This is a genomic window from Geodermatophilus sp. SYSU D01180 (assembly GCF_054050415.1).
The window spans coordinates 39,309-64,150 of record NZ_JBJGZH010000017.1 but is presented as its reverse complement, the minus strand read 5'-3'; the positions used below and the strand labels follow the sequence as shown (position 1 = coordinate 64,150).

The window sequence follows — 24,842 nt, the reverse complement described above, 5'->3', positions numbered from 1 at the left end:
AGGGGGAGACCTGGCACGAACCCGGCTGACGACCGCCGGTCCCCGCCTCCCGGCTGATCACCACCCGAGGTGGACGTCGGCCACGACCAGGACGGCGATCAGCGCGGCGGCGACGACGTCGACGGCGGCGCAGAACGGCGGCCACCAGCGGGTGTTCGCCACGAACCCGGTGCGGTGCTGCCAGAGGTCCTTCAGGCCGTGGCCGGCCAGGGCGGCCACGAGCAGCCAGGCCGGGCCGGTCACGCCCGCCGCGGCGACGAGGACGAAGACGGCGGCGACGACGGTCTCGACGGCGACGACCCGGCCGCGCCCGTCGGCCACGGCGAACCCGATGTAGACCGCGGCGATCAGGACGATCCCCAGCGCGTAGACGGTGGCGTCGTCGAGCCAGGGGAAGGCCAGCGGTGACGCGGCCTGCAGGCAGCCCCAGACCACGCCCCAGGCGATCGGGGTGCGCAGGCCGTGCACCCCCGCGGCCGTCGCGCCGCGGTGCCGCGCGCTCCCGGAGGTGGTCACGCCGTCCTCCCCTCCCCGACGCGACGCCGGTCCGGCCGCGGTCAGCGTCCGGCACGGGTGAGCCGCCGGGCGCGCCCGGCGACGACCGGCGCGGTCAGCCCGATCGCGCCGCGCACGACCCGCGGCAGCGGCGGGATGTGGTCGTAGTCGATGCCGCCCCAGGGCGGGCGGGGGTCGTAGTCGAGGGCCCGTTGCACCCGGCGGGCCGTGGCCTCGTCGGTCAGCCGGGCCGCGAGGTGCAGGGCCATGTCGATGCCGGCCGCCACCCCGGCGGACATGACGAGGTTGCCGTCCTCGACCCACCTGCGCCGGTGGTACGTCGCGCCCAGGTCCTCCAGGATCCCGGAGTAGAACCAGTTGGTCGTGGCGTCGCGCCCCTCCAGCAGCCCGACCGCGCCCAGGATCAGCGAGCCGGTGCACACCGAGGTGACCAGCTCGGCCGAGGCGGCGGCGGAACGCACGTAGTCCCGGACCAGCGGGTCGCCCATCGCGCGGATGGTGGGCAGCGCGCCGCCGGGCACCAGCACGATCGCCGGGTGCGGGACCTCCTCGAACGTCCGGTCGGGGATCATCGGCACGCCCACGTCGGTGGGCACGGGCTCGCGGCGGGCCCACACGGTCACGGGGCGGTAGCCCGGTGCGAACCTCTCGAGCATGGTGAGGACCTGCAGCGGGCCGATGGCGTCCAGCACGGTCAGCCCCGGGTAGAGCACGAGGGCGATGAGCCGCTCGTCGTCCGCCCCGGGCCCGGCGGCCGGCACGCTGCCGGGATCGCGCAGCGTCCGGGCGAGGTCGTCGTCGGCGGGGCCCGGCCCCACCCGGCCGAACGGCGGCTGCGGGTCGTACTCCGCGGACAGCTGGGTCAGCCGGGCGACGGCCCGGCTGCGCATCCGGGCCAGCAGGGACAGGGCCATGTCCATGCCGGCCGTGCCACCGGCGGCGGTGTGCAGCCGGCCGTCGACCCGCCACCGCTCGGCGGCGGGGATCGCGCCCAGCTCCTCCAGCGGCTCGCGGAAGGCCCAGTGGACCGCCGCCCGCCGGCCGGGCAGCAGGCCGGCCGCGGCCAGCACGAGAGCCCCGTTGCCGGTGGAGCCGACGACCTCCGCCCCGGTGGCGGCCGAGCGGACGTAGGACAGCAGCCCCTCGTCCTCGGCCGCCGCGAGGGTGGCCGCGCCGCCGGGCACGATCACCGCCCACGGGTCCGGCACCTCGGCGAAGGTGGCGGCCGGCTGCAGCTGCAGCGGCGTGTCGGTGGCCAGCGGCTCGGCGCGCTCGCCGACCACGACGGTGCGGTACCGCATGCCGCCGATGCCGGGACCCATCAGCACGGTGAGCGGGCCGATCAGGTCCAGCGGCGTCACCCCGGGGTGGACCGGGAACGCGAGGACCTTCTCCTTACCGGGCACGGCGGTCTCCTCCCGGTGCTCGGCGCGGTCAGTTCGGGACGCGGCGCTCGGCCGCCTGAGTCCCGGACGCACCGCGCGGCGCGGGCACGGGGGCGCCGGCCCTCGCGGCGGCGTCGACCACGTACGCGGCGTCGTCGGCGACGAAGCCGAGCAGCGCCGAGCCGCGGGTGTGCTGCCAGGACAGGCCGAGGACGTACAGCCCGGGGACGTCGGTGATCCCGCGGGTGTGGACGACGCGGCCGTCGCGCAGCACGCCCGGGACGTCGATCCACGAGTGGTCGGGCCGGTAGCCGGTCGCCCAGACGACGACGCCCACCTCCCCGCTGGTGCCGTCGGCGAACCGGACGGTGCGGCCGGCGGCGCCGGCCAGCCGCGGCCGGAACCGCACGCCTGCCCGCTGCAGGCTCCGGCGGCTGGTGCCGATGAGGAACTCGCCGCGGGACTGCATCCGCCGGCCGGGCCGGGAGCCGGCGGTCACCCGCATCAGCCGCAGCCGGGTCAGCCACCAGAACAGGTCGCGGCCGAGCAGCCGCTGCGGCAGCGCCGTGTAGGCCGACCCGACCGACAGCTCGACCGCCCGGGTCCCGGCCAGCTCCTCGGCGATCTGGAAGCCGGAGTTGCCCCCGCCGACCACCAGGACGGGCCCCTCGGGCAGCGCCGCGGGGCTGCGGTACCCGGAGCTGTGCACCTGGGTCACCGACCCGTCCAGCCCGGCGGCCAGCGGCGGGACGAACGGGGTCTGGAACGGCCCGGTGGCGACGACGACCTGCCGGGCGTCGTACGCGCGGTCGGCGGTGTCGAGCCGGAACCCGGCGTCGGTGCGCTCCAGCCGGGTGACCCGCGCGTCCAGCTGCACCGGCAGGTCGAAGGCGGCGGCGTAGTCGCGCAGGTAGTCGGCGACCGCCTCCTTGCCCGGGTAGGTGCCGGCCGGCGCGGGGAACGGCAGGCCGGGCAGCGCGTCGTGCTCGGCCGGGGTGAACAGCCGCAGCGACTCCCAGCGGGTGCGCCAGGTGTGCCCGAGTTCGGGCGCGGCCTCCAGGACCAGGAACCGCAGCCCGCGCTCGCGCAGGTGCCAGGCGGCGGCCAGGCCGGCCTGCCCGCCGCCCACGACGACGACGTCGTACGGCTCAGCCGGGGCGGTCACGACGGCGCTCCCCGGTCGACGGTGAAGCTGAACATCATCCCGGAGTGCATGTGCTCGGCGATGTGGCAGTGCGCCATCCACAGGCCGGGGTTGGTGACGTCGAGCAGGACGTCCACGGTCTGCCCGGTCGGGATGAGCACGGTGTCCTTCCACACCAGGTTGGCCTCGGGCGTCCCGTCGCGGGCGAGGACGAGGAAGCGGCCGGCCCCGTGGACGTGGAACGGGTGGTGCATCGGGTGGTCGGAGTCCACCTCGTTGACCAGCCGGATCTTGACCCGCTGACCGGCGGTGAAGTGCCAGTCGACGGGGAGCCCGTCGCGGTCCGGGGAGCGGTCGAGGAACCTCCAGCGCATCGTCTCGGTGGTGGTGGCCCTGTTCGTCTCGGCCATCTCGTCCTCCCACTCGATCCCGTCGGCGGTGGCGGGACCGTGGTGGTGGGCGTGCCCGTGCGCGGCGTCGTGACCGGTCGCTGACGTCCCCGCGGCGTCCGTGTCGTGGCCGGCGTGGCCCGTGCCGTGACCGTGGCCTCCCGCCGGCGCGGCCGCCATCAGCTTCATGCCGCACTTCGGGCAGCGCCCCGGCTCGTCGCTGACCACCTCCGGGTGCATCGGGCAGGCGTAGGTCGCCGGTCCCGCCGCGGGCGCGGCCGGGTCGTCCATCTCCGCGACGATGGCCAGCACCTCGTCCGGCGGCGCGGCCAGCCACGAGTCGAGCCGCTCGCGCTCGGCCACCAGCTCCGGCGCGGTGCGCAGCGTCTCGAAGCTGTCGGCCAGCGGCGGCTCGGCGACCTCGTCGCTGACGGTGATCGCCGCCAGCCGGGAGGTCCGGCTCGGGGTGCGGTGCTCCAGCGCGAACTCGCCCGGCCGGTCGAACAGCACGTCCACGACCGCCCGCTCCGACGGGGCCAGCACCACGTCGGGGACGAACTCCTCGTGCTCCACCCGGCCGCTGTCCCCGCCGACGAGCTTCATCCGGGCACCGGCCACGGAGACGCGGAACACCCGGCTGTTGGCGGTGTCGGTCAGCCACAGGCGGACGACCTCGCCGGTCCGCACGGTGAACGCCGGGTCGGTCTCCCCGCCGGTGAGCATGACGTTGCCGTAGCGACCCATCGCGGCGTAGTTCGTCTCGGTGCGGCTGAACGGGGCGATCGCGCCGTCCTCGAGCAGCAGGTCGTCGAGGGTCAGCACCACGTCGCGGTGCACCGGCGGCCAGTAGTCCGGCTCGGCCGGGGTGACGAGGATGCTGCCGTAGAGGCCCAGTTCCTGGGTGACGTCCTCGCGGACGTGCGGGTGGTACCAGTACAGGCCCGGGTCGGGGAACTGGATGCGGTAGGTGAACTCGCCGCCCGGCGGGATCGGCGCCTGCGTCTCGTGCGGCACGCCGTCGTAGCGGTTCTCCAGCCGCAGCCCGTGCCAGTGCACGGTGGTGTCGAGGTCGGTGCCGTTGGTGACGTGCACGACGACCTCCGAGCCCTGCCGGACCCGGAGCGTGGGTCCGGGGATCGAGCCGTTGTAGGCCAGCATCCGCACCGTGCTGTCCCCGATCCGCTTGGCGACCGGGGCGGGCCGCAGCGACAGCTCGTCGCCGTCGCCGAGCTCGACCACCTCGGGTCGCGTGGCCTCCGGCAGGCCGGTGAGGTCGGTGGAGAGGAAGGTGTCCACGGGACGTCCTCCTGTCGGGTGAGCGGAGAGCCGCAGCTCCGGGTGCCGCCGGCGACGTGAGGGGACGCGAGCGAGTCCGCGGCGCCGCGCGCACCGGCGCGGGTGGGGTCGACGACGTGCTCCGCGGCCATGGCGCCTCCTGTGCGGACTCGTAGTGCACCGCCGCCGGGTGTGGGCTGTCCAGACGCTCGGCGACGGTCCGGCCCGTCGGGCACCATCCGGCCGTGGACCCCGAGCAGCTGCTCCGGACGGCGGCCGACCGACTCGAGGCGCTCGCCGCCCGGACGCCCCCCGGCGACTGGCGGACCGGCGGGCTGCTGGCGACCCGTCCCGAGGTGGTCGCGCACCTCCCCGAGGGGAGCACCGAGCACGTGGCCGAGGCGCGGGCCGGGACCGGAACGTGGATCGCGGCCCTCTCCCCCGCGCTGGCCGCGCCGCTGGCGGGCTGGCTGCGCGCCGCGGCGGCGCAGGAGCCGGTCGACCCGGCGGCCGAGGCGTTCGCCCGGGCCCTGCTCGCGCGGCTGCCCTGACCGGGCAGGTCGTCACTCCGCCGTACGTCCGGGGGCGTCGGCGGGCTGTCAGAGCCCTGCCCGGTGACGTACCCCGAACCCCCGCGGACGGACGCTCTCTGCCGCACCGGGCAAGGCGACGACGTTCTATCCCGAAACGGCCCCGAGCGGAACCGGTCGGCGGCGGCACGGTCGGATCGAGGGGCCGGAGCAGCGACGACCCCGTGCGGCGGTCACGGACCGGCTGCGGCCGACGCACCTCACACGACGAAAGCCGGTGCGCACGACTCGGCGGGAGGAGCAGGATCTCGACGGGCCGGTTCCGGGCCGGCCCGGGCTCGCGGCGACCCGGCGCCCCGGTGGCCGCGACGGTGGGCGAGGAGAGCCCGATGGTCGAGTCGACGACGGATGCGGCGCCGGTCCCGCCGCTCCTGAGCCCGCGTGAGCTCGAGGTGCTCCGGCGGCTGGGTGAAGCGCAGTCCACCAGGCAGATCGCGGCCGGACTCGTGATCTCGACGAACACCGTCCGCGGCCACGTGCGCACGCTCGTGCGCAAGCTCGCGGCGACCGGCCGGGCCGACGTGGTGCGCCGCGCCCGGGAGCAGGGGTTTCTGTAGCGCCGGCGCGAGGAGGGCACGCCGGGGCTCGGCGTGCCCTCCCTCCCGGCCGGGTCAGCCCCCCGCAGCCTGCGTGCCGTCCAGCAGCTCCTCCGAGACGTCCGTCGAGGTGCCGCCGGACGTGGTGGTGAGCTGGCCGTCGACGGGGTTGAGGGTGCCGGCGAGCTCGGCGTTGTCCACCGCGTGCACGCCGTTGCCCCCGTCACCGGGAGCGGCCGAGTGGCCGCCCGTCCCGGTGGACGCGGACGCGTTGCCGACGCCCAGGCGGCCGGTCGTGCCGTCCGTGTTGTCGCTCAACGTGATCCCGAAGGCGTTGTCGCTGCTCGCGAATCCCCCGTTGATGTCCGCGGCTTCCGTCGAGCGCGAGTGCTGGCCCATGCCGCCGCCGGCGCCGGAACTGGTGTCGAGCTGAGCGGTGTTGCTCGCCACCTGGCCCCAGTCGGCGTTGGCCTGCCCGCCCGTGTCGGACGTGACGGCCACGCCGTCCACCGGGTGCGGGTTCTCCTCGGAGTAAGGCGGCGCACCCGCCGGCACCCTGCGGACGCCACCGGCCCGGCTCCTCGAGAGGAGCCGGGCCGGCGACGACCTCACGTGGTCAGGGACGTCCTGCCGGCCGGATCCGCGACACCGCTGTCCGCACCGGCAGGGACACTCCCTGGCCGTTCACGTCAGCTGCAGCCGCTGGTGGAGCCGCAGCCCTCGCAGACGTAGCAGCTGCCGGCGGGGCGCATCTTGGTGCCGCAGGTCATGCACAGCGGCGCGTCGGTGACGTTGCCCGTGACCAGCTCGAGCAGCTCGGCCGAGGAGTGGGCCTCCTTGACCGGCTTGTCGGCGGCCGGCTCCGGCTTGGCGGGCGCCTCGGTCGGCACCGAGCCGCGCAGCGCCTCGACGTCGACCTCCTCCTCCTCGACGACCTCCGCCGTCGAGGCCGAGCCGCCGTACGTGCCCGACACCTGCGCCGCCCGCTCCTCGGCGGTGAAGATGCCGAGGGTCGCGCGGGTCTCGACCGGCAGGTGGTCCAGCGCCAGGCGACGGAAGATGTAGTCCATCACCGACTGGGCGATCCGGATGTCCGGGTCGTCGGTCATGCCGGCCGGTTCGAAGCGCATGTTGGTGAACTTCTGGATGTAGGTCTCCAGCGGCACACCGTGCTGCAGCGCGATCGAGATGCCGATCGAGAAGGCGTCCATGACACCGGCGAGGGTCGAACCCTGCTTGCCCAGCTTGAGGAACACCTCGCCGAGGCTGCCGTCCTCGTACATCCCGGCGGTCATGTACCCCTCGGCGCCCGCGACGCTGAACGACGTCGTCATGCTCTGCCGCTTCTTCGGCAGCCGGCGGCGGACCGGGTGCGACGTCGCGGCGACCGGAGCGGCCTCGACCTCGACCTTGGCCTCGGTCTTCTTGGCCTTGGCGTCGGACAGCGGCTGGCCGACCTTGCAGTTGTCGCGGTAGATCGCCAGCGCCTTGAGGCCGAGCTTCCAGCCCTGGAAGTAGATGTTCTCGACGTCCTCGACGGTCGCCGACTCCGGCATGTTGACCGTCTTGCTGATCGCGCCGGAGATGAACGGCTGCACCGCGGCCATCATGCGGACGTGGCCCATCGGGGAGATGGCCCGCTCGCCCATGGCGCAGTCGAACACCTCGTAGTGCTCCGGGCGCAGGCTCGGGGCGTCGACGACGTGGCCGTGCTCGGCGATGTACTCGACGATCGCCTCGACCTGCTCGTCCTGGTAGCCGAGGCTCTTGAGCGCCCGCGGGACCGTCTGGTTGACGATCTGCATGGACCCGCCGCCGACCAGCTTCTTGTACTTGACCAGCGAGAAGTCCGGCTCGATGCCGGTCGTGTCGCAGTCCATCATGAAGCCGATGGTCCCGGTGGGGGCGAGGACCGAGGCCTGCGCGTTGCGCCAGCCGTTCTCCGCGCCGACCTCCAGGCACTCCTGCCACTGGGCGGTGGCGGCCCGCAGCACGTCGGCGTCGTCGGCGCCGACCGGGCGGATGGCGTCGTTGGCGGCGGCGTGCTTGCGCATGACGCGGGCGTGCGCGTCGGCGTTGCGGGCGAAGCCCTCGTACGCGCCGACGATGCCGGCGAGCTCGGCCGAGCGGCGGTAGGCGGTGCCGGTCATCAGCGAGGTGATGGCCGCGGCCAGGGTCTGGCCGCCCCGCGAGTCGTAGGCGTGGCCGGTGGCCATCAGCAGCGCGCCGAGGTTGGCGTAGCCGATGCCCAGCTGCCGGTAGGCGCGGGTGGTCTCACCGATCGGCTCGGTCGGGAAGTCGGCGAAGCAGATGGAGACGTCCATCGCCGTGATGACCAGTTCGACGGCCTTGACGAAGGTCTTGGCGTCGAACGTCCCGTCGTCCTTGAGGAACTTCATGAGGTTCAGGGACGCCAGATTGCACGAGCTGTTGTCCAGGCTCATGTACTCCGAGCAGGGGTTGGACGCGTTGATCCGGCCCGTCTCGGGGTTGGTGTGCCAGTCGTTGATCGTGTCGTCGTACTGGATGCCGGGGTCGGCGCACTCCCACGCGGCCTGGGTGACCTTGCGGAACAGGTCCCGGGCGTCGACGGTCTCGATGACCGAGCCGTCGAGGCGGGCGCGCAGGCCGAAGTCGGTGCCGTCCTCGACGGCACGCATGAACTCGTCGGAGACGCGCACCGAGTTGTTGGCGTTCTGGTACTGGACGCTGGTGATGTCCTTGCCGCCGAGGTCCATGTCGTACCCCGCGTCCCGCAGCGCGCGGATCTTGTCCTCCTCGCGCGCCTTGGTCTCGATGAACTCCTCGATGTCGGGGTGGTCGATGTCGAGGACGACCATCTTGGCCGCGCGCCGGGTGGCGCCACCGGACTTGATGGTCCCGGCGGAGGCGTCGGCGCCGCGCATAAAGCTGACCGGGCCGGAGGCGGTGCCGCCGGAGGACAGCAGCTCCTTGGACGAGCGGATGCGGGAGAGGTTCAGGCCGGCGCCGGAGCCGCCCTTGAAGATCAGCCCCTCCTCCCGGTACCAGTTGAGGATCGAATCCATCGTGTCGTCGACGGCGAGGATGAAGCAGGCGCTGACCTGCTGCGGCGCACTCGTGCCGACGTTGAACCACACGGGGCTGTTGAAGCTGAACACCTGGTGCAGCAGCATCCAGGTCAGCTCGTGCTCGAAGACCTCGGCGTCGCCCTCGGTGGCGAAGTAGCCGTGCTCGCGGCCGGCCGCGCCGTAGGTGAGCACCACCCGGTCGATGAGCTGACGCAGGCTGCTCTCCCGCTGCGGGGTGCCGACGGCGCCGCGGAAGTACTTCGTGGTGACGATGTTGGTGGCGTTGATGCTCCACTCGGAGGGGAACTCGACGCCGCGCTGCTCGAAGTTGATCGAGCCGTCACGCCAGTTGGTCATGACGACGTCGCGACGCTCCCACGTCACCTCGTCGTACGGGTGGACGCCGGCGGTCGTGTAGACCCGCTTGACCTTCAGTCCCTTCCCCCTGGTCGGCGCCTTGGCGGCCCGGCGCGTACGGGCTGCCGGGCGGTCCTCGATCTCGGTCACGAGCTCTCCCTCGGTGAGTGGTGCGGGCGGCTGGGGAAGAGAGCCACCCTGTTCCTATCTGGTCCTGCTGACGGTTCCGGTGGTGCTGGGAGGGCCGGCGACGCTGCCGGCGCACGTCTGGTCGCGAGCGCGGCGGTCAGCCGTCGCGGGCGGTGGAGGGGGTGCGGGCGGAGCCCCGGCGGCGCGGCGCCGGCGGCTCGATCTGCAGCCCGGGCAGCGGCGGGGTGCCGCCGCGGTGGTGGCGGGCCCGCAGCTCGGTGATCTCCTTCTCGAAGTCCTCGACCGAGGTGAAGGCGCGGTAGACGCTGGCGAAGCGCAGGTAGGCGACCTCGTCGAGCTCGCGCAGCGGCTGCAGGATCGCCAGGCCCACCTCGTGGCTGGGGACCTCGGCCACGCCGCTGGCGCGGATGGCGTCCTCGACCTGCTGGGCCAGCTGCTGGAGCTGGTCCTCGTCGACCGGCCGGCCCTGGCAGGCGCGCCGCACGCCGGCGACGACCTTGGTCCGGTTGAACGGCTCGCTGACCCCGCTGCGCTTGACGACGGCGAGCACCGCCTCCTCGACGGTGGTGAACCGGCGACCGCAGGCCGGGCACGAGCGGCGGCGACGCGTGGTGGCCCCCTCGTCGGCCTCGCGCGAGTCGATCACCCGGCTGTCGGGGTTGTGGCAGAACGGGCAGCGCACTGCGGTTCACCTCCCTCCGCGGAAGACCTGCCCGGACCGGGGACCCGGCTCGGGCGGCTGGTGCCGGCGGGCTCGTTCCGGTCCTGCCGGACCCGCCCGCCTGCCTGTCGTCTGTGGACCCCTCTGGGGACATCCGGTGGACACCCCGTGGAGGTCCTGAGGACGGCCTGTGGAGGACTTCCATCGGTGCAACTACTAGATGTAGGGGGACAGTAGGCCCCGCTCCACTACATCTGCAAGACGAGAACCCGCGTGTCTGTTCCGTCGAGATCCGGCCGTGACCCCGCGGTGACCACGCGCGAGCAGGACCCCCTCCCGTCACACGACACGCCGGGGCGCCACGCGTGTCGGCGCGCGGAGAGGCACGCCCGGGTGTATCCGGCCACCGCCGGCAGGGGACGACCGGGCACCCGGACGGCGCGCAGGCGCCTCCCGGGACGTCCGGCCGGACGCCGGTGGAGGGGTGCGGAGGACCGCCGGGGACGCGCCCCGGCGTCGGGTCAGGCGGTGGGGCGGACGGCGGGGCGGCCGCCGCGGGGGTGCGGCACCAGGTCGCCGAGGCGGATGGGGCGGGTCAGCATGTCCGGCTCCTCCGCGACGGCACCGTCGGCCGGCACCGGGCAGATGACGACCGGCATCTCGGCGGTCGCGGCCCGGTGCCGGCCGGAGCCGGCGGGCGCCCGGTGCCGGCCCGCGGCGGCCGGGCGGACGGCGGGCTGCTCGGCGGTGACGTCGCCACCGTGCCGGCGAGCGCCGCGGCGGGGGGCGCGGGCGCCCGGGACGACCGCGCGGCGGGCCACGGCCGGCAGCGCGGCGGTCCCCGTGGGGTCGGCGATCCCGTCCGCGGGACCGGAGGCCAGCGTCAGGTGCCGCTCGGGCAGCCGCACGAGGGCCAGGTCCACCCAGGCGTCCTCCCCGTCCGCTCCCGCGGTGTCGCGCAGCCGGACGCGGGCCTCGCACCCGCCGGTCGCGTCGTGGCGCCAGCCGTGCATGGCACCCGGCACCCAGGTGCCGTCCACGAGGACCTCGACGTCCTGCGGGGACCGGAAGGTCACCGCTGCGCTGCTGTTCACGGCTGCTGACACGCTCCTGACCGTAAGTGCCACGACGACTCCGGACGGTAAACGACGGCGCCTGCATGGTTGACGAACTCACCGGCGCGGTCTCGTCACATTCCCCGGGTGACGGCGCCGGACGGGGCGCCTACGGCAGACGGAGCACCTGCCCGGGGACGACGACCGCCCCCTGCAGGTCGTTGAGCGCCTCGATCGCGTCGACCACCGCGCGCACGTCCTGGTCGGCGCCGGCGACCTCCGCGGCGATCGACCACACCGTGTCCCCGCTCTCGACCACGACGCTGCTCTCGCCGGCCAGGCGCAGGCCGTCGTGGGGAGCGAGGAACTCCCGGCCGAGGGCGGCGCCGCCGACGCCGGCGGCGAGGACCAGCACGGTGACCAGGCGGCGACCGCGGCGGGTCAGCCGCACCGGCGCCGGGGCCGGCGCACACCGCGCGCGGACGGCGGCCCGGGCGGGCTCCGAGTGCACCGGGCGCCCGCTCGGGCGGGCCGGGTCGCGACGGGCGCGCGGCCCCTCGGCGGCCGGGCCGGCGGTGCGCGCGGGAGCCGCGGCGGGACGGTCGGGCACCGGCCGCAGGCGCCCGGTGACGCGAGGACCCGAGCCCGGCAGGGCGGCGCGCGGCGCCGGCCGGCCGGCGTGACCCGGGGATGCGGAGCGGGCCGCACCGGCCGCCGTCGCGCCCTCGCCGCGGAGCGGCGGCCGCCACGGGACCCGGACCGCCGCGTCGAACTCGAGCACTGCCTGCCGCACGCTGCCCATGACCGCTCCTCCTGATCGGGTCGACCGCATCGAACACGCGTTCGATCGAACGCCTGATCGGATGTCTACCGCACGGGTCCGACGAGTGCGAGAGCGGCGCGGCGTGTCCTTCGAACACACGTTTGAACCTGCGGCGCCGGCGCGCTACGGTCCGTGCGGGCGCACCGCCCGCCGACCGGCCTCGGGGCCGGGAGGGCGACGGACGGGCCGCGGGGACGCGGCCGGCGAGGAGGAGACGTGGCGGGCACGAGCGGGACCGGCCAGGGCATCCGGGGCGGCGGCACGACGACCCGCCGTCCGGCCGCGGAGCGCGGCGCCGGCGCGGAGAGCACGGGCGCCGTGCGCACCTTCCCCGACCGCGGCGAGGCCGGCGACGGCCTGACCCAGCGGCAGCGCCGGGTCCTCGAGGTCATCCGCGACTCGATCGAGCGGCGCGGTTACCCGCCCTCGGTCCGCGAGATCGGCGAGGCGGTCGGCCTGTCGTCGGCGTCGTCGGTCGCCCACCAGCTGTCGGTGCTGCAGAAGAAGGGCTGGCTGCGGCGCGACCCCAACCGGCCGCGCGCGCTCGACGTGCGGCTGCCCGGCGAGACCGCGGGCGAGACCGCCCCGGCGGCGCCTGCCGCGGCCGCCGACGGCACGACCGCGCCCACCTACGTGCCGCTGGTCGGGCGGATCGCGGCCGGTGGCCCGGTCCTCGCCGAGCAGGCGGTCGAGGACGTCTTCCCGCTCCCCCGCGAGCTCGTCGGCGAGGGCACGTTGTTCATGCTGCGCGTCGCCGGTGACTCGATGGTCGACGCGGCCATCTGCGACGGCGACTGGGTGGTCGTCCGCCAGCAGCCCACCGCCGAGAACGGCGAGATCGTCGCCGCGATGCTCGACGGCGAGGCCACGGTCAAGACCTACAAGCGCCGCGACGGGCACGTCTGGCTGCTGCCGCACAACCCGGCCTACGAGCCGATCCCCGGCGACGAGGCCACCGTCCTCGGCCGCGTCGTCACCGTCCTGCGGCGGGTCTGAGCCGCAGGTCCCCCGCCGGCGCCGGAGCTCAGGCGCCGGCGGGCGGACCGCCGGACCGGCGGCGGCGCAGCCGCCCGCCGAGCCACACCAGCGCGGTCGCGACGACGGCGGCGGCCACGCCCGCGGTCACCGGCGACAGGCCCCCGGGGTCCCCGCCGAGCAGCGCCGACGGCGACGGGTCGGCCGCCCCGGACCCCGCCGGCGCGGGCGGCGCGGACCCCGCCGGGACCGGCACCGAGGTGACGTCCCCGGGCACGCCCTCACCGGCCACCAGCAGCCCGCTGCCGTCCGCGGTGAACGACACCGCCTCCCCCTGCGGCGCCTCGGGCAGCGCGATCCGCACCGGCTCGCCGGCCAGCGCCCCCGGGATGTCCGCGCCGGTCAGCGGCCAGACGTAGGCGTCGGTGTAGGTGCGCAGCGCGATCCGGCTGCCGTCGCGGGCCACCGCCCCGCCGGTGACCAGCAGCTGCCCGGCCCGGCCGACGGGACCGCCGGGCGTGCCGGTGAGCGTGAACGTCACCGTGCCGACGTCGGCCAGCGCCACCGTGCCCCCGTCGACCAGCGGCGCGGCCGGCCGGTAGACGTGGCTGGCCCCCAGCACCTCCTTGGTCACCACGTACGGGGTGCCGTCGGGGGCGAGCAGCAGCGCCTCGGCGTCGTGCGGGCCGTCGGGATAGGTCAGCCGGTACAGCGCCGTCCCCCCGTCGGGCCGCAGCGCGACGAGCGCGACCGTCGTCCGGACCGTGGTGTTGTCGCCGGTGTCGGCCAGCCACACGGTGCCGTCGGGGCCGACGCCGAGGTCCTCGGGGTCGTAGGGGTCCACCGGCGCGGTGGTCACGTCGACCACCCGGCAGGCGCCGTCGAGCACGTACACGGCGACCTGGTCCCCGCCGTCGACCATGGCGAGCATGCGGTCGCCGACGTCGACGAGGCCGGAGAGCTCGGCCAGTCGAGGGTCGGTCACCTGGCAGCGGACCGACGGGGCGGCCGGCTCCTCGGCGGCGGCCGGGGCGGCCGGGAGGGCCATCAGGCCCGCGGTCAGCAGGACGGCCGGTGCCCGCCGGGCGGCGCTACGCGGACGGGCGGCCGGCTCGGGCACTCGCCCAGCGTGACAGCACCAGCGCGTCGAGTGCGTGAACCACGCCCAGCAGCAGCAGCCCCACGGCCGCGCCCACGACGGCATCGGTGACCCAGTGGAAGTCCAGCGAGACCATCGCGATCCCGGTGGCCACCGGCCCGACGACGGCCAGCCACCACAAGGTGCGCTGCACCCGCGGCCCGAGCCCGTACTCGACCGCCTGCCAGCGCGCCACGCCCCACATGAGCACGGCGTTGGCCACGTGCCCGGAGGGATAGCTGGCGCCGTCGCGGTGGAAGAACGAGCCGGGATAGGCGGGCGCCGTGCGGCCGGTGCCGAACTTGAACGCGTAGACGACGACGGTGAGCAGCGCCAGCGCGGTGACCACCCGCAGCAGGGGCAGCAGCGTCCGTTCCCGCAGGCACAGCCAGCCGACCAGGGCGGCCAGCACGATGAGGATGGTGCCGCGGCCGCCGATCTGGGTGACCGCCCACACCGGCCAGTAGGCCGGCGAGTCGCGCAGGTCCCAGGCGCTGACCACCTCGGAGACCTCGAGGTCCAGCCGCTCGAGCACCCCGCGGCTGAGCAGGTCGACGGTCACCCCGACGGTGACCGCGAACGCGAGGACCAGCAGCCACCACGGCGGGCGGCCGGCACCGACCACGGCGGCCGGGCGGGCGGCCCGCTCCGGGCGCCCGGCCGGCGCGTCGGAGGTGCGCCGCACCACGCCGCTGGTCACCGGATCACGGTACCGGGCCGTGACCCGTCCGTGACCTCGGCGGGCCGGAACGGCGAGCCGCCCGGGCGCCCGGCGCGGAGCCGGGCACCCGGGCGGCCCGGGGTGCAGGAGGCGGTCAGCCGACCGGGACGGCGTACCGCTCGAGCGCGGCGGCCAGGCCGCCGTCGACGCGGGCGGTCAGCCGGGTGCCGGCAACCTCGTGCTCCTCGCTGAGCACCTCGCCGTCGCGGTGCACACGGGCGACCAGGTCCCCGCGGTCGTAGGGAACGAGCACCTCGACCTCGACGTCCGGGTGCGGCAGCCGGGCGGCCACGACCTCACGCAGCTGCTCGATGCCCTCGCCGGTGCGCGCGGAGACCCACACGGCACCGGGCAGCGCCCGGCGCAGGGTCAGCACGTCGTCCTCGGTCATGGCGTCGACCTTGTTGACGACGATCAGCTCGGGCACCGCCGCCGCGTCGATCTCCCGCAGCACCACGTGCACCGCGTCGATCTGGCCGAGCGGGTCGGGGTCGGAGCCGTCGACGACGTGCAGCAGCAGGTCGGCGCCGGCCACCTCCTCCAGCGTGGAGCGGAACGCGTCGACGAGCTGGTGCGGCAGGTGCCGCACGAACCCGACGGTGTCGGTGAGCGTGTACTCGCGGCCGTCGGGCGACTGGGCCCGGCGCACCGTCGGGTCGAGGGTGGCGAACAGCGCGTCCTCCACCAGCACGCCCGCGCCGGTCAGCCGGTTGAGCAGGCTGGACTTGCCGGCGTTGGTGTAGCCGGCGATCGCCACGCTGGGGACGGCGTTGCGGTCGCGGCCCGAGCGCTGGGTGGCCCGGGCGGTCGCCATGCCGGCGATCTCGCGGCGCAGCTTGCTCACCCGCGACCGGATCCGCCGCCGGTCGGTCTCGATCTTCGTCTCACCGGGACCGCGGGTACCGATGCCGCCACCGCCGGCGACGCGGCCACCGGCCTGCCGGGACAGCGACTCACCCCAGCCGCGCAGCCGCGGCAGCATGTACTGCATCTGGGCGAGCTCGACCTGGGCCTTGCCCTCCCGGCTGGTGGCGTGCTGGGCGAAGATGTCGAGGATCAGCGCGGTCCGGTCGACCACCTTGACCTTGAGGGTCTTCTCCAGCGCGTTGAGCTGGCCGGGGGTCAGCTCGCCGTCGCAGATCACCGTGTCCGCGCCGGTCGCGGCCACGATGTCGCGGATCTCGTTGGCCTTGCCCGAGCCCACGTACGTGCCGGCGTCGGGCTTGTCCCGCCGCTGGCTCACCGCCTCGAGGACCTGGGAGCCCGCGGTCTCGGCGAGCGCGGCGAGCTCGGCCAGCGAGCGGTCGGCGTCGGCCTGGGTGCCCTCGGTCCACACACCGACGAGCACGACGCGCTCGAGGCGCAGCTGCCGGTACTCGACCTCGGTGACGTCGGCGAGCTCGGTGGACAGCCCGGCGACGCGGCGGAGCGCGCCACGGGCCTCGAGCGCGTAGGAGCCGGTCGTGTCGTCGTCCTCGTCCCACTGGCCGGCCGGGGCGGGACGGGTCTCGGCGAGCGTGTCGTCGTCGAGGGGGGTGCTCTCGGGGGCTGTCGTCATCACGTCCAGCGTGACACGCGAGGCCACGCCGGTCACCTGGGTTGTCGTCTCTGCAGTCGTCATACGCCTCCTACAACACCGGAACGGGTCAGGTGCATCCCGCCGGGAGGCGGGTAGGGCGGGACGGACACCACAGCCGAGGAGGACCCCGTGAGCACGAGCAGCGACGCCGGCACCGACGACCCCGGCCGCGACCCGGTGGGCCTGGACCCGCCGCGCAACCCCTTCGGTGGCGCCGACCAGGACACCGGCCGCGGGGAGCCGCGCGGCACCGGCAACACCGGCCCGGCGGACAAGCCGGAGGCGCCCACCGACGAGCCGGAGACCCGCGCGGACACCCCGGACAACCCCTAGGCGCAGCCCCTAGGAAGCCAGCCACTCCCGGGTCAGCTCACCGGAGGCGACGACGACGGCGGGACCGCGCAGCACCGTCGTCTCCGGGGAGACGTCCACCGTGAGCCGGCCACCGGGGACGTCGACGACGACGGTGCCGCGCACCGCGGGCCCGTCCGCGCCGGCCGCCAGCGCCGCGTACGCCGTGGCGCAGGCGCCGGTGCCGCAGGAGCGGGTCTCCCCCACCCCGCGCTCGTGCACCCGCAGCCGCACGTGCGCGTCGGCGCCCTCGGCCGGGCCCGCGAGCACCCGCACGAACTCGACGTTGACGCCCTCGGGGAACAGGCCCGCGTCGAAGCCCGGCTGGGCGGTGAGGTCCAGGCCTTCGAGGTCGGCGTCGGTCAGGCACACCAGGTGCGGGTTGCCCATCGACACCGCCTGCCCGGGGAACGCCTGCCCGCCGACGGTGGCCTCGCCGCGGCCGAACGGCCGGGCCGGGCCCATGTCGACCCAGTAGCCGCCGTCGGCACCGGCGCCGACCCGCCGCGGGCCGCCCCGGGTGCCGACCAGCACGCCGTCGGCGCAGGCGGCGCGGTCGAGCAGGCCCTCGGTGACCAGCGCGTGCAGGAACAGCCGGATGCCGTTGCCGCACATCTCCGCGTGCGAGCCGTCGGCGTTGCGGTGGTCCATGAACCACTCGCAGGCGTCGAGCGCCTCGCCGAGGACGGCGGGCGCGTCGGGCACGTGCCGGCTGCGCACCACCCGCAGGACGCCGTCGCCGCCGAGGCCGGCGCGGCGCTCGCACAGCCGGCGGACCAGCGCGGCGTCGAGGCGGTCCTCGGGCCAGCGGTCCCCGTCGGGGTCGGGCAGGACGACGAAGTCGTTCTCGGTGCCGTGCCCGAGGAGGAACCGGTCGCTCACCGTCCGATCGTACGGCCGGCGAGCAGCGCCCCGACGGCGTCGGCGAGGTCGGGGCGGGCGGCGTCGAACCACGTCGTCGCCGCGTCCCGGCGGAACCACGAGCGCTGCCGGCGGACGAAACGGCGGGTGGTGCTGACCGTCCGCTCGCGCGCCTCGTCGGCGGTGAGCTCGCCGTCGAGCTGGGCGAGCACCTGCGCGTAGCCCAGCGCCCGGGAGGCGGTGGGCCCCTCGCGCAGGCCCTCGGCCACCAGCGCCTCGACCTCCGCGACGAACCCGGCGGCCCACATCCGGTCCACCCGGGCGGCGACCCGCTCGTCGAGCTCGGCGGCCTCGCGGTCCAGGCCGACGACCACTGCCGGGTAGTGCGGCCTCGGCTCCGGCAGCGTCGCGCGGAACGGCCGGCCGGTGATCTCCACGACCTCCAGCGCCCGCACGATCCGCCGTCCGTTCGACGGCAGGACGGCGGCCGCGGCGGCGGGGTCGACCGCGGCCAGCCGGGCGTGCAGCGCGGCGGGGCCGGACACCTCCAGCTCGGCCTGCAGCCGGGCCCGCACGGCGGGGTCGGTGCCGGGCATGTCCAGGTCGTCGAGGACGGCGCGCACGTACAACCCCGACCCGCCGACCAGCAGCGGCAGCACCCCGCGCGCCCGCAGCCGGTCCACCTCCGCCCGTGCCAGCCACGCGTACTCGGCCACCGATGCCGCCTGCCGCACGGACCAGACGTCGAGCAGGTGGTGCGGCACGCCCTGCCGCTCGGCGGGGTCGGGCTTGGCGGTGCCGATGTCCATGCCGCGGTAGAGCTGCATGGAGTCGGCGTTGACCACCTCGCCGCCGAGCCGCTGGGCGAGGGCCACCGCCAGCGCGGTCTTGCCGGTCGCCGTCGGCCCCACCACGGCGACGACGGGGGGCGGCGTCACCGCGCCGTCCAGGACGCCACCAGGTAGCCGACGCCGAACGGGGCGTCGTCGAAGCGCAGCTCCGCGGCGACGTCGCGGCCGGCCAGCAGGGCACCGGCCGCCCGCCAGGCCGGCACACCGGCCGCGAGCAGCCGCTCCCCCTCGGCCGGGTCCAGCGCGGCGAGCGCGGCGGCGTCCCCGGCGGCCAGGGCCGCGGCGACGGCCGCGTCGAAGGGCGCGGCGGCCGGGTCGAGGTGGCCGGGCGCCTTCTCGCTGCGGCGCGCCGAGCCGTCGCCCATGACCAGCAGGCCGGCCCCGGGCAGCTCCGCGACGACGGCGGCGAGGTCGCCGGGGCCGACGCCGACCCGCGGGCCGGCGTGCCCGGCACCGCGCAGCAGCCACGCGCCGACGGTCAGCGACAGCGGCAGCCGGCGACCCCCGGGCCGCGCCCGCCCGTCCAGCGGCACCTCGACGTCCACGCCGAACCCGCGCAGGTCCCCGGCGTCGCCCGGGCCGTGCCGGCCCTCCGCGTCGGGGCCGACGACGACCACCGGGCCCGGCGCGGCCGCGACCAGCGCGGCGACGGCGTCGGTGCACGCGGCGCGCAGCGCGGCGGTGTCCGCGGCGGCCCGTCCGGCGACCTCGGGGAGCAGCAGCGGCGGGCACGGGCAGAAGGCGACCGGGACGGCTGCGGCGGGACTGCTGCTCACCGGAGCAGTCTCGCCGATGCGGCGTGGGACACTGCGGTGCGTGTCGAGCACGACGAACCCCGGAGACGGGTCGCAGCAGGTCCCTACGCCCGAGACGGCGGGTCCCGACGCGGTCACCCCGGAGGCCGGGACGCCCGCCGCGCCCACCCCCGACGCGGCGGCGCCGGCCGACCCGACGGCGGTGGAGGACGCCCCCGAGGTGGCCGCGCCGGAGACCCCCGCCCCCGAGACCGTGAGCCCCCGGACCCCCGAGGCCGCGCCGCCCGCCGGGGTGGTGACCGCGCCGGCCGCCGAGGCGGCGTCGGACCCCGCGCGGTGGGGCCGGGTCGACGAGGACGGCACCGTCTACGTGCGCACCGCCGACGGCGAGCGCGCGGTCGGCTCCTGGCAGGCCGGCGACCCGGCCGCGGGCCTGGCGCACTTCGCCCGCCGCTACGACGACCTGGCCACCGAGGTCGGGCTGCTCGAGGCGCGGCTGAAGGCGCACACCGGCAACCCGAACGAGCTCAAGGCCAAGGCGCAGGCGCTGGCCGACTCCATCCCCACCGCCACCGCCGTCGGCGACCTCGACGCGCTGGCTGCCCGCGCCCGCGCGATGGTCGGCACCGCCGACTCCGCCGCCGCCGAGTCGCGCGCCGAGAAGGCGGCCGCCCGCGCCGCGCAGGTCGCCCGCAAGGAGGCGCTGGCCGCCGAGGCGGAGGAGATCGCCGCGGAGTCGACGTCGTGGAAGGCCGCCGGCGACCGGCTCAAGGCGATCGTCGAGGAGTGGAAGACGATCCGCGGGATCGACCGGAAGACCGACGAGGCGCTGTGGTCGCGCTTCGCCGCCGCCCGGGACGCCTTCGGCCGCCGCCGGGGCGCGCACTTCGCGGCGCTGGACGCGCAGCGCGGCGAGGCCCGCGCGGCCAAGCAGGAGCTCATCGCCGAGGCGCAGCGGCTGTCGACGTCGACCGACTGGGGCCCGACCAGCGCCGCGATGCGGTCGCTCATGGACCGCTGGAAGGCGGTGCCGCGCACCGGCCGCGACGGCGACGACGACCTGTGGAAGCAGTTCCGCGCCGCGCAGGACGTCTTCTTCACCGCCCGCGCGGAGTCGGACAAGGCGCGCAACTCCGAGCAGCTGGCCAACCAGCAGGCGAAGGAGGAGCTGCTGGCCGAGGCCGAGAAGCTCGACCCGTCGACCGACCTGCGCGGCGCCCAGGCCGCGCTGCGCCGGATCCAGGAGCGCTACGACGCCATCGGCCACGTGCCGCGCGGCGCGATGCGCTCCCTGGAGGACCGGATGCAGGCCGTCGAGCAGCGGGTCCGCGGCGCCACGGACGCCGGCCGGGTGCGCACGGCGCCGGAGAACCCGATGGTCACCTCGATGCGGGCCGCGGTCACGAAGGCCGAGGAGCAGCTGGCCAAGGCCGAGGCCTCCGGGGACGCGAAGCGGATCTCCCGGGCGCGGGCCGACCTCGAGACCCGCCGCGAGTGGCTGGCCGAGGCCGAGCGGTCCTCCCGCCGCTGAGCCGACGTCCTCAGCCGGCCCCGTCCACCGGGTGCCGGCCGAGGAAGTCGGCCAGCACCGTGCCGAGCGCGGCGGCGTGGGTGATCGCCAGGTCGTGACCCGCGCCGGGCAGGACGACGTCCTCGGCCTGCGGCAACCAGCCGAGGACGGCGTCCCGGGCCACGGCGAACCAGGGGCCGCTGTCGCCGCCGGCCACGTAGAGCGCCGGCTGCCGGATCCGCCGGGCCTCCTGCGGCCGGGGGTCCCAGGACGCGAGGGCCGGCACGTCGGTCTCGAAGAACGTCGCGCAGTCCCGCTCCATCTGGGCGACCGCGCCCGGGAGGTCGCGCTCCACCGCGCGGCGCCAGTCCGGACCGACGACCCGGCGCAGGAAGGAGTCCAGGGCCGCCGCCGGGCCGCGGGCGCGGAAGTCCTCCCACAGGGCGGCGTTCGCCGCGCGGAACTCCGCGGCGTGCGGCGGCGACACCGGCGGGGCCTCGACGAGCGTCAGCGTGGCGACGAGCGCCGGTGCGTCGGCGGCCAGCCGCAGGGCGACCGCCGCGCTGTAGGAGACGCCGACGACGTGCGCCCGCCCGATGCCGAGCGCGGCGAGCAGCCGGCGGACGTCGTCGGCGTCGCGCTCGATCGAGCCCGGCCCGCGGACGGGGCTGCTGTGCCCGTAGCCCCGTCGGCGGTAGCTGACGACGCGGTAGCGGTCCCGCAGCGCGGGGTGGCCGGCGAGCGGCCGCAGCTCGTCGGCGGTCAGCGCGGTGGGGACGAGCAGCAGCGGCTCCCCGGCGCCGCGGACCTCGGTCTCCAGCTCCGCCCCGCCGACGTCCACCCGGCGCACCGGACCGGGACCCTCCGGGGGCCCGGTCCTGGACACGCTGCACCACCTCTCAGGCGGGCGCGCCGATCCGCGGCATGCCGAGCAGCACGCCGGGCGTCGTCGGCCGGGTGCCGGCCTCGTGCGCGTCGCCGGCGCGGGTGCGGCGGTGCGACAGCAGCGGGCCGTCGGCGACGAGGTGGTGCGGCGCGGCCGCGGTGACGACGGTCTCGACGACGTCGCCGGGCCGGACGCCGTCGCCGCCGGCGAAGTGCACCAGCCGCCCGTCGCGGGCGCGGCCGCTCATCCGGCCGGTGCGGGCGTCCTTGCTGCCCTCCCCCGCGGCGGCCAGGAGCTCCACCGTGCGGCCGACCTGCGCGCGGTTCTCCGCCCAGCTGATCTCGTCCTGCAGCGCGGTCAGCCGCAGGTAGCGCTCCTGCACGACCTCCTTGGGCAGCTGGCCGTCCATCGTGGCGGCCGGCGTCCCGGGGCGCTTGGAGTACTGGAAGGTGAAGGCGCTCGCGAAGCGGGCCTGCCGGACGACCTCGAGGGTCTGCTCGAAGTCGGCCTCGGTCTCGCCGGGGAACCCGACGATGACGTCGGTGGTGATCGCGGCGTCGGGCATGGCGGCGCGGACCCGGTCGATGATGCCGAGGTAGCGGTCCTGCCGGTAGCCGCGGCGCATCCGGCGCAGCACGTCGTCGGACCCCGACTGCAGCGGCATGTGCAGCTGGTGGCACACCGCCGGGGTCTCGGCCATGGCCTCGATGACGTCGTCGGTGAACTCCCGCGGGTGCGGGCTGGTGAACCGGAGCCGCTCCAGGCCCCCGATGCGGCCGGCGGCGCGCAGCAGGTCGGCGAACGCGCCCCGGTCCCGGAACTCGACGCCGTAGGCGTTGACGTTCTGGCCGAGCAGGGTCACCTCGAGCACGCCCTGGTCGACCAGCGCCTGCACCTCGGCGAGGATCTCGCCCGGCCGGCGGTCCTTCTCCTTGCCGCGCAGCGCCGGGACGATGCAGAACGTGCAGGTGTTGTTGCAGCCGACGCTGATCGACACCCAGCCGGAGTAGGCGGAGTCCCGCTTGGCCGGCAGCGTCGAGGGGAACACCTCGAGCGCCTCGGCGATCTCCACCTGCGCCTCGGCGTTGTGCCGGGCCCGCTCCAGCAGCGCCGGCAGCGACCCGACGTTGTGCGTCCCGAAGACGACGTCGACCCACGGCGCCCGCTGCACGATCTCGCCGCGGTCCTTCTGCGCCAGGCACCCGCCGACGGCGATCTGCATGCCCGGGTGCGCGTCCTTCACCGGGCGCAGGTGGCCGAGGTTGCCGTAGAGGCGGTTGTCGGCGTTCTCCCGCACGGCACAGGTGTTGAGCACGACGACGTCGGCGTCCTCGCCCTCGGGCGCGGCGGCGTAGCCCGCGGCCTCGAGCAGCCCGGACAGCCGCTCGGAGTCGTGCACGTTCATCTGGCACCCGTAGGTGCGCACCCGGTAGGTGCGCGGCGGGCTGTCGACCTCGGTTCCCATGACGCCTGCGAGGGTACGGCGCGATCCCGGTCACACGGCGTCACCGTCTTCGTTACTACACCGTGACGCCCCCGGGACGTCGGCGCCCGGCCGCGGCCCTAGGGTTCCGGACGTGACCAGCCAGCTAGCCGGAGGACCTCTCGTCCAGCTGACCGGCGTCAACAAGTGGTTCGGTGAGCTGCACGTCCTGCAGGACATCGACCTCTCGATCGACCGCGGCGAGGTCGTCGTGGTCATCGGGCCGTCCGGGTCGGGCAAGTCGACGCTGTGCCGCGCGATCAACCGGCTGGAGAGCATCCAGCAGGGCGAGATCCGCATCGACGGCGAGAAGCTGCCCGAGGAGGGGAAGGCGCTCGCCCGGCTGCGCAGCGACGTCGGGATGGTCTTCCAGAGCTTCAACCTCTTCGCCCACAAGACGATCCTCGAGAACGTCACCCTCGCCCCGACGCGCGTGCGCCGGATGTCGAGGTCCGACGCCGAGCGGCGGGCGCGCGAGCTGCTGGACCGGGTCGGCGTGGGGCACCAGGCCGACAAGTACCCCGCCCAGCTGTCGGGTGGTCAGCAGCAGCGGGTGGCCATCGCCCGCGCGCTGGCCATGGACCCCAAGGTCATCCTGTTCGACGAGCCGACGTCGGCACTGGACCCCGAGATGATCAACGAGGTCCTCGACGTCATGACCGCGCTGGCCCGCGAGGGCATGACGATGGTCGTCGTCACCCACGAGATGGGCTTCGCCCGGCGGGCGGCCAACCGGGTCGTGTTCATGGACGGCGGCCGGATCGTCGAGTCCGCCGACCCGGAGACCTTCTTCACCAACCCGCGCTCGGAGCGGGCCCGCGACTTCCTCTCCAAGATCCTCAACCACTGACCCACCCGGGAGGACCCCCCATGCGCAGCACCCGACGGTTCGCGGCCCTCGCCGCCCTCGGCCTGGCCCTGGCCGCCTGCTCCAGCGAGGCCGGTTCCCAGGCCGAGGAGTCGGCCGAGAACACCGCCGAGGTCCAGGAGGACGTCGAGTTCGAGGCCGGCACGACGATGGCCGAGCTCAACGAGGCCGGCGCCATCACCATCGGCACCAAGTACGACCAGCCCGGCTTCGGCCTGCTCAACCCGCAGTCCGGCAGCCCCGAGGGCTTCGACGTCGAGATCGCCAAGATCGTCGCGGCCGAGCTCGGCATCCCGGAGGACGGCATCACCTGGACCGAGACGGTGTCGGCCAACCGGGAGCCGTTCATCCAGAACGGCCAGGTCGACATGGTCGTGGCCACCTACACGATCAACGACGCGCGCAAGCAGGTCGTCGACTTCGCCGGCCCGTACTACGTCGCGGGCCAGGACATCATGGTCGCCGAGGGCAACCCCGAGGGCATCGAGGGGCCGGACGACCTGGCCGGGAAGACCGTGTGCTCGGTCGAGGGCTCGACGCCCGCCCAGAACATCCGGGACAACTACCCGCAGGCGCAGCTGGTGACCTACGACGTCTACTCCAAGTGCGCCGACGACCTGCGCAACGGCAACGTCGTGGCGGTGACGACCGACAACGTCATCCTCACCGGCCTGGTCGCCGGCAGCGACGGCGCCTTCGAGCTGGTGGGCAACCCGTTCACCGAGGAGCCCTACGGCATCGGCCTGCAGCTCGGTGACACGGACTTCCGCAACTTCATCAACGACGTCCTCGAGGAGGCCTTCGAGGACGGCCGCTGGGCCGACGCGTGGGACCGCACCGCCGGCTCCATCACCGGCGAGGAGGCTCCCGAGCCGCCGACGGTCGACCGGTACTGATCCCACTCGACCCGGACGTCCGCGACGCCGCCGGGCG

Annotated in this window: 24 protein-coding genes; 7 read left to right on the top strand and 17 right to left on the bottom strand. The window is 75.4% G+C overall.

The features are described from left to right. Positions 1-57: 57 nt before the first annotated feature. The 4 genes from ACI8AA_RS16060 to ACI8AA_RS16045 are packed head-to-tail and all read right to left on the bottom strand — an operon-like array spanning position 58 to position 4,730. Positions 58-516: a hypothetical protein gene (locus tag ACI8AA_RS16060; RefSeq protein ID WP_457045401.1), complete on the bottom strand. Its 459-nt coding sequence runs from the start codon at positions 514-516 to the stop codon at positions 58-60. A 41-nt stretch (positions 517-557) separates the two neighbouring features. Continuing rightward, positions 558-1,922 carry a DJ-1/PfpI family protein gene (locus tag ACI8AA_RS16055; protein ID WP_457045400.1) on the bottom strand — a complete coding sequence of 455 codons (1,365 nt, stop codon included), beginning with the start codon at positions 1,920-1,922 and terminating at the stop codon, positions 558-560. Between the two features lie 28 nt (positions 1,923-1,950). Beyond that, entirely contained in the window at positions 1,951-3,066 is a 1,116-nt protein-coding gene (locus tag ACI8AA_RS16050; RefSeq protein ID WP_457045399.1) for a flavin-containing monooxygenase, read from the bottom strand. Further along, on the bottom strand, positions 3,063-4,730 hold the full coding sequence (locus ACI8AA_RS16045; protein WP_457045398.1) for a multicopper oxidase domain-containing protein: 1,668 nt from the start codon (positions 4,728-4,730) through the stop codon (positions 3,063-3,065). Before ACI8AA_RS16045 ends, ACI8AA_RS16050 begins: the two co-directional genes overlap by 4 nt. Positions 4,731-4,954: 224 nt before the next feature. Between ACI8AA_RS16045 and ACI8AA_RS16040 the strand changes: the two genes are divergently transcribed. Then, positions 4,955-5,260: a hypothetical protein gene (locus ACI8AA_RS16040; RefSeq protein ID WP_457045397.1), complete on the top strand. Its 306-nt coding sequence runs from the start codon at positions 4,955-4,957 to the stop codon at positions 5,258-5,260. 368 nt (positions 5,261-5,628) lie between these two features. Then, on the top strand, positions 5,629-5,856 hold the full coding sequence (locus ACI8AA_RS16035) for a response regulator transcription factor (RefSeq protein WP_457045396.1): 228 nt from the start codon (positions 5,629-5,631) through the stop codon (positions 5,854-5,856). 54 nt (positions 5,857-5,910) lie between these two features. Here ACI8AA_RS16035 and ACI8AA_RS16030 read toward each other — a convergent pair whose 3' ends face one another. The 5 genes from ACI8AA_RS16030 to ACI8AA_RS16010 all read right to left on the bottom strand — a co-directional run bounded on the left by ACI8AA_RS16030 (position 5,911) and on the right by ACI8AA_RS16010 (position 11,910). Continuing rightward, positions 5,911-6,345: a hypothetical protein gene (locus tag ACI8AA_RS16030; RefSeq protein WP_457045395.1), complete on the bottom strand. Its 435-nt coding sequence runs from the start codon at positions 6,343-6,345 to the stop codon at positions 5,911-5,913. 179 nt (positions 6,346-6,524) lie between these two features. Further along, positions 6,525-9,392, bottom strand: a complete 2,868-nt coding sequence (locus ACI8AA_RS16025; protein ID WP_457045394.1) for a vitamin B12-dependent ribonucleotide reductase — start codon at positions 9,390-9,392, stop codon at positions 6,525-6,527. 136 nt (positions 9,393-9,528) lie between these two features. Beyond that, positions 9,529-10,074, bottom strand: coding sequence for a transcriptional regulator NrdR (gene nrdR / locus ACI8AA_RS16020; RefSeq protein WP_387992657.1), 546 nt, complete (start codon positions 10,072-10,074; stop codon positions 9,529-9,531). A 500-nt stretch (positions 10,075-10,574) separates the two neighbouring features. Next, on the bottom strand, positions 10,575-11,159 hold the full coding sequence (locus tag ACI8AA_RS16015; protein WP_457045393.1) for a hypothetical protein: 585 nt from the start codon (positions 11,157-11,159) through the stop codon (positions 10,575-10,577). 118 nt (positions 11,160-11,277) lie between these two features. Continuing rightward, positions 11,278-11,910: a LysM peptidoglycan-binding domain-containing protein gene (locus ACI8AA_RS16010; protein ID WP_457045392.1), complete on the bottom strand. Its 633-nt coding sequence runs from the start codon at positions 11,908-11,910 to the stop codon at positions 11,278-11,280. Positions 11,911-12,147: 237 nt separating this feature from the next. Between ACI8AA_RS16010 and lexA the strand changes: the two genes are divergently transcribed. Next, on the top strand, positions 12,148-12,927 hold the full coding sequence (gene lexA / locus ACI8AA_RS16005) for a transcriptional repressor LexA (RefSeq protein WP_457045391.1): 780 nt from the start codon (positions 12,148-12,150) through the stop codon (positions 12,925-12,927). 28 nt (positions 12,928-12,955) lie between these two features. Here lexA and ACI8AA_RS16000 read toward each other — a convergent pair whose 3' ends face one another. The 3 genes from ACI8AA_RS16000 to hflX all read right to left on the bottom strand — a co-directional run bounded on the left by ACI8AA_RS16000 (position 12,956) and on the right by hflX (position 16,323). Continuing rightward, positions 12,956-14,026: a hypothetical protein gene (locus ACI8AA_RS16000; protein ID WP_457045390.1), complete on the bottom strand. Its 1,071-nt coding sequence runs from the start codon at positions 14,024-14,026 to the stop codon at positions 12,956-12,958. After that, positions 13,998-14,744 (bottom strand): phosphatase PAP2 family protein, encoded by a 747-nt coding sequence (locus ACI8AA_RS15995; protein WP_457045389.1) that lies wholly within the window; start codon positions 14,742-14,744, stop codon positions 13,998-14,000. Before ACI8AA_RS15995 ends, ACI8AA_RS16000 begins: the two co-directional genes overlap by 29 nt. Positions 14,745-14,859: 115 nt before the next feature. Continuing rightward, complete coding sequence (gene hflX / locus ACI8AA_RS15990) at positions 14,860-16,323, bottom strand: GTPase HflX (protein ID WP_457045388.1); 1,464 nt, start codon at positions 16,321-16,323, stop codon at positions 14,860-14,862. 150 nt (positions 16,324-16,473) lie between these two features. On the opposite strand from hflX, the gene ACI8AA_RS15985 reads away from it, so the two are divergent. Beyond that, positions 16,474-16,677 (top strand): hypothetical protein, encoded by a 204-nt coding sequence (locus ACI8AA_RS15985; RefSeq protein WP_457045387.1) that lies wholly within the window; start codon positions 16,474-16,476, stop codon positions 16,675-16,677. A gap of 9 nt (positions 16,678-16,686) precedes the next feature. Here ACI8AA_RS15985 and dapF read toward each other — a convergent pair whose 3' ends face one another. From dapF to ACI8AA_RS15970, 3 genes are read right to left on the bottom strand one after another with little or no spacing between them, the layout of a single operon-like run. Then, on the bottom strand, positions 16,687-17,577 hold the full coding sequence (gene dapF / locus ACI8AA_RS15980; protein WP_457045386.1) for a diaminopimelate epimerase: 891 nt from the start codon (positions 17,575-17,577) through the stop codon (positions 16,687-16,689). Then, positions 17,574-18,494: a tRNA (adenosine(37)-N6)-dimethylallyltransferase MiaA gene (gene miaA, locus ACI8AA_RS15975; protein WP_457045385.1), complete on the bottom strand. Its 921-nt coding sequence runs from the start codon at positions 18,492-18,494 to the stop codon at positions 17,574-17,576. Before miaA ends, dapF begins: the two co-directional genes overlap by 4 nt. Further along, entirely contained in the window at positions 18,491-19,183 is a 693-nt protein-coding gene (locus ACI8AA_RS15970; protein WP_457045384.1) for a hypothetical protein, read from the bottom strand. The genes miaA and ACI8AA_RS15970 overlap by 4 nt, the downstream gene beginning before the upstream one ends. Positions 19,184-19,223: 40 nt before the next feature. Here ACI8AA_RS15970 and ACI8AA_RS15965 point away from each other — a divergent pair, with 40 nt between their 5' ends. Beyond that, positions 19,224-20,693 carry a DUF349 domain-containing protein gene (locus ACI8AA_RS15965; protein WP_457045383.1) on the top strand — a complete coding sequence of 490 codons (1,470 nt, stop codon included), beginning with the start codon at positions 19,224-19,226 and terminating at the stop codon, positions 20,691-20,693. Between the two features lie 10 nt (positions 20,694-20,703). On the opposite strand, the gene ACI8AA_RS15960 is transcribed toward ACI8AA_RS15965, so the two are convergent. Then, on the bottom strand, positions 20,704-21,558 hold the full coding sequence (locus ACI8AA_RS15960) for an alpha/beta fold hydrolase (RefSeq protein WP_457045382.1): 855 nt from the start codon (positions 21,556-21,558) through the stop codon (positions 20,704-20,706). A 13-nt stretch (positions 21,559-21,571) separates the two neighbouring features. Continuing rightward, positions 21,572-23,023 (bottom strand): tRNA (N6-isopentenyl adenosine(37)-C2)-methylthiotransferase MiaB, encoded by a 1,452-nt coding sequence (gene miaB / locus ACI8AA_RS15955; RefSeq protein ID WP_457045381.1) that lies wholly within the window; start codon positions 23,021-23,023, stop codon positions 21,572-21,574. Between the two features lie 112 nt (positions 23,024-23,135). Here miaB and ACI8AA_RS15950 point away from each other — a divergent pair, with 112 nt between their 5' ends. Then, complete coding sequence (locus ACI8AA_RS15950) at positions 23,136-23,891, top strand: amino acid ABC transporter ATP-binding protein (RefSeq protein WP_457045380.1); 756 nt, start codon at positions 23,136-23,138, stop codon at positions 23,889-23,891. A gap of 20 nt (positions 23,892-23,911) precedes the next feature. Then, the gene (locus ACI8AA_RS15945) at positions 23,912-24,805 is read left to right on the top strand and encodes a glutamate ABC transporter substrate-binding protein (RefSeq protein WP_457045379.1); all 894 of its coding nucleotides are present in this window, start codon (positions 23,912-23,914) and stop codon (positions 24,803-24,805) included. Positions 24,806-24,842: the final 37 nt, after the last annotated feature.